The 15,320-nt window shown below is 70.4% G+C and carries 13 protein-coding genes and 1 pseudogene; 2 read left to right on the top strand and 12 right to left on the bottom strand.

Annotated features, from left to right (window positions below; genetic code table 11):
- The 4 genes and pseudogenes from AB0D59_RS47895 to AB0D59_RS47880 all read right to left on the bottom strand — a co-directional run.
- Window positions 1-219 (bottom strand): annotated as a pseudogene (locus tag AB0D59_RS47895) (hypothetical protein); the annotation flags it as partial.
- Between the two features lie 398 nt (window positions 220-617).
- Window positions 618-851: a hypothetical protein gene (locus AB0D59_RS47890; protein ID WP_362578442.1), complete on the bottom strand. Its 234-nt coding sequence runs from the start codon at window positions 849-851 to the stop codon at window positions 618-620.
- 39 nt (window positions 852-890) lie between these two features.
- On the bottom strand, window positions 891-1,844 hold the full coding sequence (locus AB0D59_RS47885; RefSeq protein ID WP_362578440.1) for a PDR/VanB family oxidoreductase: 954 nt from the start codon (window positions 1,842-1,844) through the stop codon (window positions 891-893).
- Complete coding sequence (locus AB0D59_RS47880; RefSeq protein WP_362578438.1) at window positions 1,841-3,148, bottom strand: Rieske 2Fe-2S domain-containing protein; 1,308 nt, start codon at window positions 3,146-3,148, stop codon at window positions 1,841-1,843. The genes AB0D59_RS47885 and AB0D59_RS47880 overlap by 4 nt, the downstream gene beginning before the upstream one ends.
- A gap of 282 nt (window positions 3,149-3,430) precedes the next feature.
- Here AB0D59_RS47880 and AB0D59_RS47875 point away from each other — a divergent pair, with 282 nt between their 5' ends.
- Complete coding sequence (locus AB0D59_RS47875) at window positions 3,431-4,828, top strand: carboxylesterase family protein (RefSeq protein WP_362578435.1); 1,398 nt, start codon at window positions 3,431-3,433, stop codon at window positions 4,826-4,828.
- Window positions 4,829-4,906: 78 nt separating this feature from the next.
- Here the strand turns inward: AB0D59_RS47875 and AB0D59_RS47870 are convergent, their stop codons facing one another.
- From AB0D59_RS47870 to AB0D59_RS47855, 4 genes are all read right to left on the bottom strand, one after another.
- Window positions 4,907-5,671: an IclR family transcriptional regulator C-terminal domain-containing protein gene (locus tag AB0D59_RS47870; RefSeq protein ID WP_362578432.1), complete on the bottom strand. Its 765-nt coding sequence runs from the start codon at window positions 5,669-5,671 to the stop codon at window positions 4,907-4,909.
- Window positions 5,668-6,537, bottom strand: a complete 870-nt coding sequence (locus tag AB0D59_RS47865) for a sugar phosphate isomerase/epimerase family protein (RefSeq protein WP_362578429.1) — start codon at window positions 6,535-6,537, stop codon at window positions 5,668-5,670. Before AB0D59_RS47865 ends, AB0D59_RS47870 begins: the two co-directional genes overlap by 4 nt.
- A gap of 61 nt (window positions 6,538-6,598) precedes the next feature.
- A complete protein-coding gene (locus AB0D59_RS47860; RefSeq protein ID WP_362578427.1) occupies window positions 6,599-7,138 on the bottom strand; it encodes a MarR family transcriptional regulator in 540 nt (179 codons plus the stop codon).
- 219 nt (window positions 7,139-7,357) lie between these two features.
- Entirely contained in the window at window positions 7,358-8,350 is a 993-nt protein-coding gene (locus AB0D59_RS47855) for a MerR family transcriptional regulator (RefSeq protein WP_362578424.1), read from the bottom strand.
- A gap of 456 nt (window positions 8,351-8,806) precedes the next feature.
- Here AB0D59_RS47855 and dacB point away from each other — a divergent pair, with 456 nt between their 5' ends.
- Entirely contained in the window at window positions 8,807-10,141 is a 1,335-nt protein-coding gene (gene dacB / locus AB0D59_RS47850; protein WP_362578421.1) for a D-alanyl-D-alanine carboxypeptidase/D-alanyl-D-alanine-endopeptidase, read from the top strand.
- 141 nt (window positions 10,142-10,282) lie between these two features.
- On the opposite strand, the gene AB0D59_RS47845 is transcribed toward dacB, so the two are convergent.
- From AB0D59_RS47845 to AB0D59_RS47830, 4 genes are all read right to left on the bottom strand, one after another.
- A complete protein-coding gene (locus AB0D59_RS47845) occupies window positions 10,283-11,050 on the bottom strand; it encodes a class I SAM-dependent methyltransferase (protein ID WP_362578418.1) in 768 nt (255 codons plus the stop codon).
- 106 nt (window positions 11,051-11,156) lie between these two features.
- Window positions 11,157-12,371 carry an aminotransferase class V-fold PLP-dependent enzyme gene (locus AB0D59_RS47840; RefSeq protein WP_362578415.1) on the bottom strand — a complete coding sequence of 405 codons (1,215 nt, stop codon included), beginning with the start codon at window positions 12,369-12,371 and terminating at the stop codon, window positions 11,157-11,159.
- Entirely contained in the window at window positions 12,368-13,702 is a 1,335-nt protein-coding gene (locus AB0D59_RS47835; protein WP_362578412.1) for a pyridoxal-phosphate dependent enzyme, read from the bottom strand. The genes AB0D59_RS47840 and AB0D59_RS47835 overlap by 4 nt, the downstream gene beginning before the upstream one ends.
- Window positions 13,699-15,198, bottom strand: a complete 1,500-nt coding sequence (locus AB0D59_RS47830) for a Y4yA family PLP-dependent enzyme (protein WP_362578410.1) — start codon at window positions 15,196-15,198, stop codon at window positions 13,699-13,701. The genes AB0D59_RS47835 and AB0D59_RS47830 overlap by 4 nt, the downstream gene beginning before the upstream one ends.
- Window positions 15,199-15,320 lie beyond the last annotated feature (122 nt).

Raw genomic sequence — 15,320 nt, 5'->3', positions numbered from 1 at the left:
GTAGGCGGCGGGAACATGACCGCTGACCTGGCTGACGTAGACGGTCTCGTCCCAGCCGAGACCGAGATCCGGCCGTACGAGGGCGAGCTGGGCGAGCGTGAAGGCGGCCGCGACCGCCGCGAGCCAGGGCTCGGCCCGCGCACGCCGGCGCCGGAGGGCCTGCGGAGGGAGGCCCGTGCGTGGGACACCGGTCTTCGTGGCGTTCGAGCCGTCGGCCATCTGCACCTCTCGTCGTCGCGCGCCACGGAGTCGGATCCTCCTACAGCTCGTAGGAAGACCCCCACACTACGGTTTGTAGGGTGAGAGGCGGGCGAGAAGACGCCTGCGCGCCTCTGCGCACAGTGTCCCGCATGGCGGGCAGCGGCCGACGCGAGACGCCCCAACTGCCCGAGCCACTCGGGCAGAAGAGCTCGCCATGACGGCGGTCATGCTGCTCCTGCACGCCGTTGCACCTCGGTCCCGCCGTTCAGGTCGCGTTCAGGCTCGGCGTGCCGGCGCGTGGATGGCCGAGTAAGTCCTCCCCTCTGGTGGAAGACGGCAAGTGCTCCGTCAGGTCGCCGAATTCACCGAGGTGCTGAGCGGAGCCCCCGGAAGCATGTCTGCGGCAGGCAGGGCGTTCATGGCCGGAGAAGAAAGGCGTCCGCGGTGAGCTGGGGGTCCTCGGTGACCGGGGTGCCGAGGACGAGGAGAGGGCTGCCGTCGGCCAGTTCGCGGTGCCGCAGCCGCAGGAAGCTGCGGTAGACGGGGCTGCTGACCCGCAGTTCGGTGGGGTGGAGGCCGACGTTCTCGAGGGCGAGCAGTTGGGCGCCGGCGTGGTCGAGTACCGAGCAGATCCATCCGTCGGTGTTCATCTGCTCCCCTTGTGGTGGTGGCTGTCCGGGGTGGTGTGGTCAGAGGTCGAGGACAAGGTGCGGGCCTTTGGCGCCGGAGCAGCAGATCATCATGGTGTCGGCAGCGGCGCGTTCCTGTGGTGTCAGGACGGTGTCGTGGTGCTCGGGTTCCCCGGAGAGCACGGCGGTGCGGCAGGAGCCGCAGATGCCTTCCATGCAGGAGAAGTCGACGTCGACACCCGCGTCGAGCACCGCGTCGAGGATGGTCTCTTCGGGGGCGATGCGGAGGGTCTTGGCGGATCGCGCGAGTTCGACGGTGAAGCCTCGGCCCGAGGCGGTCGGCGGGTCTCCCCGGAACCGTTCCAGGTGCACGCGTTCCGGTTCGAGTCCCTGGGTCGCCTCCTCGAAGTCGGCCAGCATCGAAGCCGGTCCGCAGCAGTAGAGGTGGGCTGCTCCAGGGGTGTCGGCCACCAGAGAGGCGATCTTGAGTGTGCGTGACCCGTCCTCGTCGGCGAGGTAGGTCCGGAGGTGGCCGGCGCCGGAGTCGGCGAGAGCGGACAACTCGGGGAGGAACGCGGCGGTGTGGCGTGCGTGTGCCGCGTAGTGCACCTCCCAGGACGCGTTGAGCCGGGTGAGCCGGCGGGCCATGCTCAGGATGGGGGTGATGCCGATGCCACCGGCGATCAGGACGCTGTGCGGGGCGGTTTCGGTGAGGGGGAAGTCGCTGACCGGTTCGCTGATCACCAGGCGGGAGCCGGCGCGGACGGACTCATGGACAGCGCGTGAGCCTCCCCGGCTCGCCGGGTCGAGTGCCACCGCGATCTGGTAGGACGGCGGGTTCGGTCCGGGGGCGCCGAGCAGGGAGTAGCTGCGGGTCAGTCCGGGGGCCGGCACGACGTCGATGTGGTCGCCGGCGGCGAATGCGGGGAGCGGGCCGCCGTCGACCGGTGCGAGTTCAAGGAGCCGCACGGAGGAGGCAACCTGACGTGTGCTGCGTACGACGGTGTTGATCATGATTGTGCGGTCTCCGCCGTGGTGATCGCGCCGGCGTCGACGTTGCCCGGCACCAGGTCCCGCCAGTGGTCGTCCGCCGCGATCACGGTGTCCGGCAGCGACCGTACATGGGTGAGGTCGATGCCGTGGGCGATCGGGTCGTGGCCTTCTTCGTGGTGGCGGACGGATTCGAGGAGGCGGGCGCGGAGGTGGATGACGGCGCGGTCGGCGGCGACCATGTGTTCCTTGCTGCGGTCGAGGATCGGACCCATGCTGATCGCGAGAACGGCGTCCTCCTGCTCGATGCCGTCGAAACCGGTCCAGCTGGTGGTCATCCGGGAGCGGTCCTGGCCGAGTCCGTCGGCCCAGGTGGCGCGGAAGTCGCAGTCCTCGTCGTTCCAGAACGGTTCTTTGAGGCCCATGATGCGGATGATCTCGGCGCGATCGATGGGCTTGGGACCGTGGGCGATGATGTAGGTGCTGGTGACCGTGTCGCTCTGCGGGACTTCGAAGACGAAGAACTGGAAGGCGGGGGCGGGGATGATGCGGGTGACGGGCAGGATCGCCGGGGTGATGCGGACGCTGTGGGTGGCGGAGCCGTCCGCGGCGGGGGGTCCTTGCCGCTTGGCCACGTAGTGGAAGCCGAAAGCGGTGTCCTCGACGTCGAGGGTTGGTGCGTTGTCGCCGCTGGCCAGGGCGCCGGGGTTGAAGTCCTCGTCGTCGCGAGCGGTGAACTCGTCGTCCATCCACGTCGGATTGGCCTGGTTGCTGTGCAGGATGCCGACGTGTGAGCTGTCGACGCCGCCCTCGAAGAGCTGGAGATAGTTGGCCGGCGTGTTGAGCCGGATCACGGCGCGGTGCTCGGCAGGGCCGTCCAGGAACGCGTAATGAGGGAAGGGCGGCTGCTGGTCTTTGGGCCCGATGTAGGTCCACACCAGTCCCCCGGCCTCGCGGACGGGGAAGGCCGGGGCCTTCATGCGCTGGCGGAAGCGGGCGTTGCAGTGGTTGGGCGTGTCGAGAATGGTGCCGTCGGCGGCGAACTTCCAGCCGTGGTAGAGGCAGCGGATGCCGCCTTTCTCGACTCGGCCGAGGGCCAGGGAGACGCCGCGGTGCATGCACAGCTCCTCGAGTACGCCGACCTGGCCGTCGGAGTCGCGGAAGACGACGAGGTTCTCACCGAGCAGGCTGGTGCGCAGGGGGTCGCTGTCGGGCTCGGGGAGTTGGGCAGAGGTGCAGATCGGGAACCAGAACCGGCGCATCATGCGGCCCATGGGGGTGTCGGGTCCCACACGGGTGAGGATCTCGTTTTCCTCGGTGGTGAGCATGCTGGGGTCCTTTCGTCGTTGATGGTCCCCGCCCTGGCCGTTCGAGCGGCCACTTCAGTTACTTCCATGGAAGTGAACTTCCTTGGAAGCTAAGCGCGAATTCGACCGGTGTCAACGGCCGTGACGAGCCCGGCCCCGTTTCCCACGAGGCGGAAAACCCTGCTTGCCAAGCCCTGAGACGAGGGCGTTGCCTGAGGGGCCGAGCGTCGGACCGTCTGTTCAAGGAGGAGCGGTGGCCGGTCAGGATGTCGAGCCCGCTCGTAGCCGGCTGGGGGCCGGGACATGAGAGGTACGCACGGGGATTCGGTCGAGGTCGACGTGCGCGCCGGTCGTCTGCGAGGCCGTCGCACCGGAACCGTCGACGAGTTCCTCGGAATCCCGTATGCGGCGGCGCCCGTCGGGCCGCGGCGGTTTCTGCCGCCGGGGCCCGCCCCCGCCTGGGGCGGCGTGCGCGATGCCACCCGGTTCGGTGCGGCACCGCTGCAGCCCGGCAGTGCCCGCGCTCGCCTGCTGCAGGGGGATCCCGGAGCCACCGACGAGGACTGCCTGAGCCTCAATGTGTGGACACCGGCCGACGCGCCCTCCGGCCTTCCGGTACTGGTCTGGGTGCACGGCGGTGCCTTCACGAACGGGGCGGGCTCCGTGCCCGCGTTGCGCGGAGCGTTGCTCGCGGAAGCGGCGTCGGCCGTGGTCGTGACGGTCAACTACCGGTTGGGAGCCCTGGGCTTCGCCTGCCACGATTCGCTGGGGGCGGACACGGCCAACCTCGGCCTGCGCGATCTCGTGGCGGCACTCGCATGGGTACACGAGAACGTCGCCGCGTTCGGCGGTGACCCGGGGCGCGTGACGCTGGGCGGTGAATCCGCGGGAGCGATGTGCGTCGCCCTGCTGTCCCTGTCGCCCGCGTACAGCCACCTCTTCGCCCAGACGGTGCTGCACAGCGGCGTCCCGGCTCTCCAGTCACCGGCGGCGTCGGAGCGGGCAGTCGAGGCGTTGGCGTCCCGGCTCGGCGTCCGGGTGTCCGAACTGGGATCCGTGCCCGGTGCGCACGTCCTCTCCGCGACCCGGGACATCGGCGCGGAACATCGCTTCTGGCCGACCGCCACCGGATGGCTGGCAGGTCCGCTCGCCGATCTGCAGTCTGCCGCACCTGTGCGCCCGACTCTGATCACGACCACGGCAGACGAGGGAACCTTCTTCTTCGTCGACGACGAGTGGCCCGAGGACGTCAGTGGTGACAAGGCGGTCTCCGTGCTCACCGCCATGCTGGGACCGGGTGTCGCGCAACGGTACGCAGCGGCGTTTCAGTCCGCTGCGACGCCGAGCACCGCGGCGGCGGCGATCATCACCGAGCAGCTGTACACCCGGCCGGCCGACCAGTGGGCCGGCCGTGTGGCAGCGACCGGTTCGAGAGTGTTCCGCGCCCAGTACGCGCATCCCAGCCCGGCCTGGGACGGTCGGCTCGCTGCGACACACACCATCGAGATCCCTTTGCTGTTCGGCACTTTCGCCGCCGCCGAATTCGCCGTGCTCTACGAACACGACGTCCGGGCGGCGGACCTGTCGGCCACGTTGCAGCGAGCGTGGTCCCGTTTCCTCCACACCGGTACCCCGGCGACCGCCGAACGCCCCTGGCTCCCCTGGCTCCCCGGCGACGCCCACCTGCAGCGGTTCCTGTGAGACGAAAACGGGGGGCGACGATCGATACGAACCTTCGGCGTACCGTGACTCGCTTCCCGGGTGAGCAGTGCGTCGGTGTCAGACCGGGGGGTGCGGGGCCGCCACGGCAGCCGAGATCGCGGTGGCGGCCGCGCGAAGCGGGGGCAGCATCCGCGTGAGGGCGTGGTGCGGCGCGGGCGTCAGCACGGTCAGTGCCATGGGCACGCGGTCCGGCCCGGTGGGCACCTCGACCGAGATGGAAGCCTGGCCGGCAGCGGCTTCGTTGTGTGCGGTCGCGTAGCCGTTCCGCCGGGCACGTTCCACTTGTGCCACGAGCAGGTGCGGTGCCACGAGGGTGAAGGGGGTCAGGCGTGGCAGTGGTCTGCTCAGCACGGTGCCCAGCCGGTCCCGTGCCGTGGTCGCCAGGAGTGCCTTTCCCGCGCTCGTGGCCGTCAGGGGGAGTTCGTCGCCGGAAGCAGCGAGTACGAGGCCGACGCCGGGCGCGGCAATGGTGTCAAGGCACACCAGGTGCTCGCCGCTGAGTGTCGCCAGTGCCACCGCCGCGCCGGTGCGGCGCGCCAAGGCGTGCAGGTGTACCGCCGCGGCTCTGCGCAGCTCCCGCTCCCAGGGCGCGGCGGCGCCGAGGCGCCAGATGTGCTCCCCGAGCTGGTACCGGCCGGATGCCGTGCGGACCAGCACGGCGCCCTGGAGCAGCTCGCCCAGCAAGCGGTGCGCCGTGGAGACCGGGAGGCCGGCGCGGCGTGCGATCTCACTCAGCGTCAGGGGGTGCGGGGCCGTCGCGACGATGTCGAGGAGGCCGAAGATGCGTCGTGGCAGCGAGCGTTCGGGGAGGTCCTCGGTCATGGTCGTCGCGTCCTTCGGCCTTCCCGCTTCGCCACGATGTGGAGCGCCGCCGCGTGAGCCCGGTCGAAGGCTTCGCGCGCCTGGAGCAGAAAACGCTTCGGCGGCATGGCCCAGTAGGAGTCCGGGAGTACGGTGCCGTAGGTTCCGTCGTCGGAGAAGATCTCCAGCTCCCACCAGCCGCGATAACCGGCTTCGATGAGAGTGGCCATGATCTCCGGCGCGACTCCTCGCCCCTGTCCCGGAAGCTCGCGGTCGAACGCACAGCGCTCCGGATCGCGGATGTCGCACACCTGGACACTGTTGATCCGCGAGGCGTACCGGCGCAGATCTTCCTGCAGCCCGGGGTCGGACCAGCTGTGGAAGACGCTGAACATGATCCCCACGTTGTCCCGGCCCAGGGTGTCGACGACCTCGACCAACTCGCGCATCGAAGGCACCGTCGAGCCTCGCCGCCGGGCCAGCAGTTCCAGTCCGATACGGACGCCGCAGGCCGCGGCGGTGTCCGCGATGGCGGGCAGGACCTCGAGGACGGCGTCCAGCGGACCCGCCGGTTCGTCGGGGTCTCCGGACGCCCCGGGGGCGATGGTGACCACCTCCGGCGAGAACGCCGCGAGCCGCTCGATGCTCGCGCAGATGAGGTCGCGTCTGGCCAGGATGTCCTGGGGCGCGCCGGGAGGGTCGATCTGGGAGGGAAGGATGCAGTTGACGGCCGGCACGCAGAAGGTCGCGGAGATCCCGGCCGCGCGCATCCGGTGCGCGACCTCCGTGTCCGAGACGCCGGCCAGCTTGCGCTCCCAGAGTCCCAGGCCGCGCGTGCCGGTCGCGGCCGCGTTCTCGATGTCGTCCCAGACGGTCGAGTGCGGCATCGAGGTCGCGTTGACAGCATAGGGAACGGCGAGTGACATCATGGCCTCCGTCTCACGCCCGTCATGTCCGGTCCGTGGTCGCGGCCGCGTCCATCGTCCGCTGCAAGCCGCTGAGCACGTCGAGTGCCTGGTTCGCCTCGGCAGCGCTCAGGTGCTCCAGGCCGCAGAAGGACGTCGCGATCCGACGCATCGCGTTCTCCGCGATAGCGCGCCCGCCCGGCCGCAGGCTGATCAGCACCCCGCGCAGGACCTCGGGATCCGGTACGCGTTCGACCAGCCCCAGCTCGGCGAGGCGGTCGACCTGCTTGCTGACCGCTCCCGAAGTGATCATCAGCCGCTTGAACAGCGCCGTCGGGCTCATCGCGTACTCCGGCGCGGACCTGCGAAGTGCCAAGAGCACGCGTAGGTCACCGGGACCGATACCGCTGCTTCGCGCGAGAGTCGTGAAGGCATGCTCGACCTGCTGCGCGAGGCGCAGGATTCCGGCGGAAACCAGAAAGGGCGCGAGATCCACATCGGGCAGTTCGGCTGTCCAGGCAGCGGCGATCTCGCTCAGCTCCGACGTCTCGGCCCGGGAATTCCTGTCCGCCCGCAACGTCACGAGAACCACTCTCCTTGACCGAGCTCCGCGAGCATCGAACTATTGCACTTCTTCGGAAGTTAACTTCCATGGAAGTCTAATCTTCACGTCTCCGCACGTCAATCGCCGAGCCGCCACCGAGTTCGCTGCTTCACCAGGGAAGCGCCTCCTGCGACGGCAGGGACGAGCCGCCGGCCCGGACCGCGCCACGAGGGCGAAGCCGCAGATCGATCACGCTCACTACGTGCCCTGGCGCAGGGCGGCGGCCATCCACGCTCGGGTTGCCGCCGCCCGGTCCGGGTCCGGGTCCGGCCTGGGCGTACCGTTGACCGTCGCCACCAGGGAGTGGTACCTGGTCAGCAGCTTCAGGCCGGTCACGTTGGCCGACGACCGCGCCGCCCTGCCGTTCCGGTCGAACTCGACGATGCCGCGCCGGGCCTTGTCGACGTCGTGCTCCCCTGTCATGGCGGCGGCCAACTCGGCCGAGTCGGCGGCCACACGCTCGGCGACATCCCGGGCCTGCGGCGCATCCGCGGGCACCCCGGCCCGCTGGGAGGCCTGTGCCTCCAGGAGAAGCCGCCGATGCCTCTCGACGCGGGCCGTCATCTCCGGTGAGGCCATCAGCCTGCCCTGCTCGGTACCGAACGTGCGGTGGAAGAAGTCCCGCAGCGCCGTGCGGAACTCCCCGTCCTGCACGATCTCGGCGAGTTCGATCCAGGCCTCCACCTGCTCGGCCGACGGCTCCTCGGGCAGCCGTGGCCGCCGGCTGTGCAGCCGCTCGACATAGCCGGGATGGACGTCCAGACCGTCGGTCACGAAGTCCCAGAACTCGTCGATGAGCCGGTCACGGTCGTCGTCGGACATCGACACGAGCTTGTGCATCAGACTCACCTGTTCCGCCCTGGTGTGCTGCCGCACGATGGCCCGTAGCACGGCACGGCGCGCCCGGAACTGCCGCAACTGGTCCTCGACCAGCCGCAGATGTGTGACGGCAAGGTCGTGCAGAGTGGTCTCCGCGGCCAGCACCCGGCGGATGTCGTCCAGGCCGGCACCCAGGTCGCGCAGGGTCCGCACGAGTTCGAGCCGCGCGACGGCAGGCACGTCGTACCGCCGGAAGCCGCCCTCGGTGCGGCCGGTGGGCGCGACGACACCCTCGTCGGCGTAGAACCTGATCGCGCTCACACTCAGGCCCGTGCGGCGGGCGACGTCCCCGATGGAGTAGAGCTCGTTCACACCCGCCACTATGAGATCTCAAGCGACCTGAGAGTCAAGGGGACCGGTCACGACGAGACCCCCGGAAGTCACCTCGCCGGACTCCACCCACGCGCCACGCCGATCCGGAACAGAGACCTCACCCGGACCGCCCGCTGATCACGACTCGACACACGCCCTGGGCCTTCTGGGTTCGGCGTGGACCGCATGTGCGGATTCGTCGTGGGCGACCCCGTGCGCCGGCACCAGGACAGCGGCGACCACCGCTCCCCTCTCCGCGTTCGGCCCCATCCTCGGCACGCCGTGACGCCGGTCCCGAGGCCGGGGATCGCCCTGGCGGGCCATCACAAACCGGCCAGGCTCCCCGGCTTCACAACGTACCCACGGGTAACGGCAGTTACAGCTGTTACTTTCCCTTCCAAGATCCCTGGATCTTCCGCACCTCCCCCCACTCACCCACCCCGTACCGAGGCCCCCATGCTGAACTCGCCCTCCGTCGACAGCGCGGGCGGACGCCACCGCAAGAGCAGAACGATCAGTCCGGCGCTCCGCCGTGCCGCCGTCATCGCGGTGACCGCCCCCGTGGCCGGGACGATCCTGTTCGGCACGTCCGCCTTCGCCGCCGGGAAGACCGCCTCCAAGACCACCGCCGCCACGCTCGACCCCGCCGAGCAGAAGATCGCGGACAACCTCGGTACCCGCATCCTGGACACCCGTCTGGGCAGCACGCTGAGCGGTGTCGTCATCGACGCCTCGTCCAACAAGGCCGTATGGGGTCACGACGCGACCACCGCGTTGATGCCCGCGTCCAACACCAAGCTGGCCACGTCGACCGCCGCGCTGACGGTCCTCGGCCCCGACCACCGCTTCACCACGAAGGTCGTCTACGGCGACGGCACCCTCACCCTGGTCGGAGGCGGGGACCGCACCCTCACCTCCGCCGACCTCGAGGCGATGGCGAAGACCGCCGTGGCGGGCCTGAAGAACGCGGGCCTGACCTCGGTGAAGGTGCGGGTCGACGACAGCCTCTTCCCCGAGCCCACGCTCGCCACCGGCTGGAACGACGGCTACTACCCCGACTCGGTCGCCCCGGTACGGGCGTTGGTGGTCGACGGACACCACGTCACGGACACGTCCCTGGACGCCGGTCAGACCTTCGCCGAACTCCTCGCCGAGCAAGGTGTCACCGTCACCGGGACCGTCACCCACGGCGTCGCCGGCACCAAAACCGTCCCCGTGGCACAGCACCGGTCCGACGCGCTGTCGGCCATCGTGGAGCACATGCTCAAGGTGAGCGACAACGACATCGCCGAGACCCTGCTGCGGACGACCGCGCTCGCCGCCGGCCGCCCGGCCACCTTCGAGGACGGCACGGCGGTCGTACGCCAGATCCTCGGTCAATACGGCGTGTCCCTGGACAACTTCGTGATCCACGACGGCAGCGGGCTGTCCCGCGCCAACCGCATCCCGGCACAGACCATCGCCGACCTCCTCGACCTGGCCGACGACCCCGCCAACAGCCAGACCCTGAAGTACATCGTGGACGGTCTGCCCGTCGCGGGCGAGGCGGGCTCGACGCTGGGCCCCGAGTGGGGCCGGTTCGACACCGCGGACTCCCAGTGCGCCGTCGGGAAGGTCAGCGCCAAGACGGGCACGCTGACCGGCGCGATCGCGCTGAGCGGACTGACGAAGGCCAAAGACGGACGCTGGAAGATCTTCTCCTTCATCGAGAACGACTCCACCGCCGACCCGGCCGCCACCAAGGACGCCCTCGACGGCCTCGCCGCCACGGTCAACGGCTGCTGGGCGTAGGGCACAGCACGCCCTGACCGTCGCGACACACGCCGATCGCCTCCGCGCGTCGCCGCCGCGGCACCGGACGGGCCGTCCACGACGGGGCGACGACCGCGACGAGATCCTGATGAGCCTCGGCCTCCGACCCCTCCGCAGGGGTCAGTCCTTGACGGCGACGAGGACGTGGCTGTCGCCGAACTGCCAGACGGGGGCGACATGACGAAAGCCCGCCTGCCGGAGCAGTTCGGTATGGCGGGCCGCTGTCAGGTCGTGGTCGCCGCAGGCCCCGCCATGTGCGGCCATGCGCTGCTCACGCTCGGTCAGCAGGTCGGCCAGTTCGGGCTCCGCGGCCGCCGCGTTCCACCAGGACCGCCAGTCCTCGTGCGCGTCGGAGCGCGAGCGCTCGGCCCGCCGGCGGCCCACGAGTGCCGCGAGTTCGGCGCAGGGCGGGCCGGCCGCCGGGAAGTGGTCGCCGTTGACGAGGATCCCGCCGGGGCGCAGGAGTGCGGCGAGGCGGCGGTAGGTGCGCAGCAGCGTCGGCTCGGGGAGGTAGTGCAGGGCCGTGGTCGAGACGGCCGCGTCCAGCGGGCGGTCCAGGTCGAGGGCGTCGGTCCAGCCGTCGTCGCCGATCACGGTGTCGACGTAGCGGGCGGCGCCCGCGTGGTGGCTTCGGGCGAGTTCCAGGAGCAGCGGGTCCATGTCGACGGCGACGATCTCCGCGTCCGGCAACCGCCGGGCGAGCCGCGCCGCCAGCGAGCCCGGGCCGCAGCCCAGGTCCAGCAGCAGCGGCCGGGGCCGGCCGGCCGAGACATGCTCGACGACATCGGCGATCACGGTGAACCGCTCCTCGCGGTCGACGGCGTAACGCTGTTGCTGTCGCTCCCAGCGCTCCACCCAGTGCTTGGCCGTCGCCATGCTCACGCCCATCTGGCCGCGCCACCTCTTCCGTCGCTCACCTGTCGTCGATGCCGCCGAATCTACAGGTGGAAACGGTTTTCATTCGTCCCTGCGTCCTGCATTCAGTCCTGTCTGTTCAGTCCAGTGACGCGAGCACCAGCAGCAGACGGTCGATCTCCGCCTCCGTGTTGTACACATGCAGGCTCACCCGTACCGAACCGTCCTTCGCGGTCGCCCCGGCCTGGCACAGGCTGTCCGCCCGCACCATGAAGCCGTAGCTGAAAAGGATGAAGCCGAGGTCGTCGGAGGGGATGCCGTGGTGCCGGAAGGTGACGATGCCGTGGCGTCGCTGGGCGGCGGGCAGGGCGGAGTCGGCACCGAGACTGGACTGGCAGCCCAGGATCTCGTACGAGCCGAGGTGCCGCAGTCCCTCGGTCAGCCGGGCCGTGAGGGCGCCCGTCCAGCGGGCGATCCGGTCCGTCCCCGCCGCGCCCAGCCAGTCCAGCGCGGCCTCCAGGGAGGCGATGCCCACGGTGTTGGGCGTGCCCTGCCAGCCGCCGGGCTCGAACACGGGGCCGCGCGCGTTCCTCGCCCACACCGCCCCGGTGCCGGGCAGCGCCAGCGCCTTGTGTCCCGAGAAGACGACGAAGTCGACGTCGAGCGCGGACTCGGCCACGGAGACCGGGAGATGGCCGACGCTCTGGGCCGCGTCCAGGCAGATCGGCACGTCCGGGCCGACGGCCGCGCGGATGCGGTGCACGTTCATGTCGCCGCCGTACACGTGGTGGACGTGCGTGGCGGCGACGAAACGGGTGCGCGGGCCGACCAGGTCGTCCAGCGCCCGGTGGTCGTAGTCGCCCGACCGCGTCTGGTACGGCAGTGCGCTCACTCCGATGCCGATCCCCCGGTCGGCCAGCAGCCGTTGCGCCTCCAGCCAGGGGTCGAGGTTCGCCCGGTGATCCGCGAAGGGGACGAGTATCTCGTCGCCGTCGGTGAGACACCGGGTGAGCCAGTCGCGGGCGACGGTACGCAGCCCCTCGGTGGTCCCGCTGGTGAAGTGGACGGTGGATCGCCGTGGTTCCGGGTCGGCGAGGAACTCCTTGACCCGCTGCCGGGTCCGCTCCACCAGGTCCGTCGTCCGGTTGGCCCACGGGTAGGTGCCGCGGCCCGCGTTGGCGTTGGCCGTCGTGAGATAGGCGTGTACGGCGTCCAGTACGGCACGGGGTTTCTGCGAGGTGGCCGCGCTGTCGAAGTAGGCCAGTTCGGGGTGGGCGGTGATGATGGGGAACTGCTCGCGCAACTCCCGCTGCCAGAGCACCGATTCGGCCTGGCGGGTCGACTCGACGCTCATTCCCGCACCAGCGGCGCACCCGCGTCCCGCCACGCGACGATCCCGCCGGCAAGGCTGCGGACGTCCGGGTGCCCCAGCCGGGTCAGCAGCGCCGCGTACCGGGCGGACTTCTCGCCCACCGGACAGGCCAGCAGCACCGGCTGCGCCTTGCTGAAGGGCAGGCCGGCGCGGACGAGTTCGTCGAAGAGCTCGTCGACGATGTTGACGGAGCCCTCGATGTGCAGCGCGGCGTACGCATGCGGGCCGCGCAGGTCGACGACGAGCGGGCGCGGTTCGCCCGCGGTGATCCAGCGCCGCGCGCCGTCGGTGTCCACGGTCCGCGCCTTGGCCCGGACCTCGGCGTCGGTGAGGGCGGTGACGGAGTGTCCCCGGCGCGGCCCGCCGAGCAGTTCGGGGCGGCGCTGCCGTACGTAGCTCAGATAGCTCTCGGCCCGGTCGCAGACGATGAAGACCGCCGTGCGACGCGGCGCGGCATCCGTCAACTCCGCTTCCAGGGACCGCAGATGGCGTACGGCGCCCAGGTAGGCGGCGCCGCCGGTCGGTCCGGACAGCAGTCCGCAGCGGCGGATGAGGGTGAGCATGCCCTCGATGGCCTCCTCGGAGGTCACCGACTCGATGGTGTCGTACGTCGCCGGGTCGAACAGACCTACCTGGTGCACCTCGTCGATGGTGCGGATACCGGGGATGAAGTCCGACTTGTCGGCGACCAGGCCGAGGACCCGTGCGTCGGGGTCGTGCTCGCGCAGCACCCTGGCCACGCCGGTCGAGGAACCTGCCGTACCGACGCAGGCGACGAACCAGTCGGGGGCGCGTCCGTCCAGGTCCTTGATGATCTCCGGGCCGGTGCCCGCCGCGTGCGCCTCGGTGTTGAGCGGGTTGAAGTACTGATCGGTGTGCAGATACGTGCTTCCCGGCTCGGAGAGCGCCTGGTGGAAGCGGGTCAGCGGATCGTCCGTGTCGGTCGGGTCGAGACATTCGCTCTGTCCGGGCAGTTCCTCGATCTCGGCACCCAGCAGCAGGAGCAGTTCCCTGATCTCCGGTACCCGCATCCGGTTGGTGACGCTCTTGAAGCGCAGGCCGTGCATCCCGGCGAGGAGGGCGAGGGCCTTGGCGGTGTTGCCGCTGGAGAGTTCCACGACCGTCTCGCCGTTCTCGGCGGCTTCGAGCAGCGGGCGGGCCATGTTCCAGGCGGGCCGGTCCTTGACCGAGCCGAAGGGGTTGAGCATCTCCAGTTTCGCGTACAGGTCGATGCGGCGCAGGCCGTGCACGGCCGGGTCGATGCGTACCAGCGGTGTGTTGCCGATGGCCTCCGTGATGCTGTCGTACCTCATGACCAGGCTCCCCCGGGATGTGTGATCGGCCAGTACTCCTCGTCCAGGCACCAGCGCCAGGAGTCCCCCTCTCGTACGACGGCCACGGTCCGGGCGTCCGGCTGCCGTTGCGCGTGATGGGCGTGGAAGTCCATCGCGTAACCGGCGGTGTTGGCGAAGGCGAGCAGGTCCCCGGCGCGCGGCAGCCGGGGCAGGAAGACCGTGCGGCGCGTGATCAGATCGGCCTCCAGGCAGAGATTGCCGACGAGATGCACCCCCACCGGGTCCTCGCCGGCATCCGGTTCCGCTCCCGGGCGAGGCAGGAGCACGGGATCGACGAGCACACCGTGCTCCTCCAGACTCATGTCGCCGGCGTTCATGCCGAGGCGCACCAGATACGCACCCGAGCCCGAAGTCCCTTCTGTGCGCCGTACGTCCAGGACGCGCGCCAGGGAGAGCCCGCACTGGTCGACCAGGGCCCGGCCCGGTTCGGTGTACAGGTCGTACAGGTGCTCCAGGAGCAGGGTGGCCGACGGGCGGCCCAGGGAGGGCGCGGGCAGGGAGAGGAGTTCGTCGAGGTAGCCGGGGCCGGCGGTGGGGCGGTGCGCCGGATAGAGGGCGGCCGTGCCGCGTACCGTGCCGCCCTCGTTGCGCAGCCCGTAGCCGTGGCCGCGCCAGGTCAGCGGCGGGCGGGTGCCGAGCACCGCCTCGGTCAGCGCGGTGGTGTAGCGCTCCCACTCGCCGGCATCGGCGACATAGCCGGTGCCGAAGCCGCCGCCGATGTCGAGGACGCGTGGTGAGAGGCCCCGGGCCCGGCACTCGTCCATGACCTTCACGCAGCGCTCCAGGGCACGGGTCTTCTCCGCCTGGGCGGTGGTGTCCAGGTGGTAGGCGATGCCCGTCAACTCGACGGCGTCACGGTGTCGTTCGAGGGCGGAGAGCAGGTCGCCGACGTCCCCGGCCGGCGAGCCGAAGCGGCTGCGCCGCGACAGCACGCGCACGCCCTGGACGTCCCGCTCCGAATCGAACTCGGAGAGCCGCAACAGGACATCGACGCGCGGCAGGTCGTACTTCCTCACCATCTCGGCCAGTTGGTCGAGTTCGTGGGGCGAGTCGAGGTTCACCGTCACCCCGGTGCGGGCGGCCAGCCACAGGAACTCCGGCGCCTTGGGGCCGGTGGCCATGATCCGGTCCGGGGTGAAGCCGCCGCCCAGGGCGTGTTGCAGCTCCCCCAGGGAGGCGACATCGATGCCGACCCCGGCCGGGTCCGCCGCCGCCAACCGCCGCACCAGCGCGCTGGACCGGTTCGCCTTGTGCGCGAAGTACACCCGCCCGGCGAGGTGGTGCGCGCGACAGACGGCCCGGAAGCGCTCGGCGTTCTCGGCGATCCGGTCCGGTAACAGCACGTTGAGCGGCGAACCGAGGGCGTCGACGAGTGAGTGCAGGAACGGTCCGGCTTCCAGCAGCGAGCTGAGCGGGGGTTCCAGTCGTGGTCGCAGATACAGGGGCACTCCCACGACAGGCACCTTCCCTTTCGGCCCGCATCGGCCGAGCGGCTCCGACGACCGTTCGGGCGTAATCATTTCCGCCTACAACCGTCATTAAGCGCTCAGGATCGGACACCTCGTGACAGCCGACG

Source organism: Streptomyces sp. NPDC048417 (assembly GCF_040651615.1).
Lineage (GTDB): Bacteria > Actinomycetota > Actinomycetes > Streptomycetales > Streptomycetaceae > Streptomyces.
The sequence above is the reverse complement of the archived record's forward strand: the minus strand, read 5'-3'. Positions and strand labels throughout refer to the sequence as shown.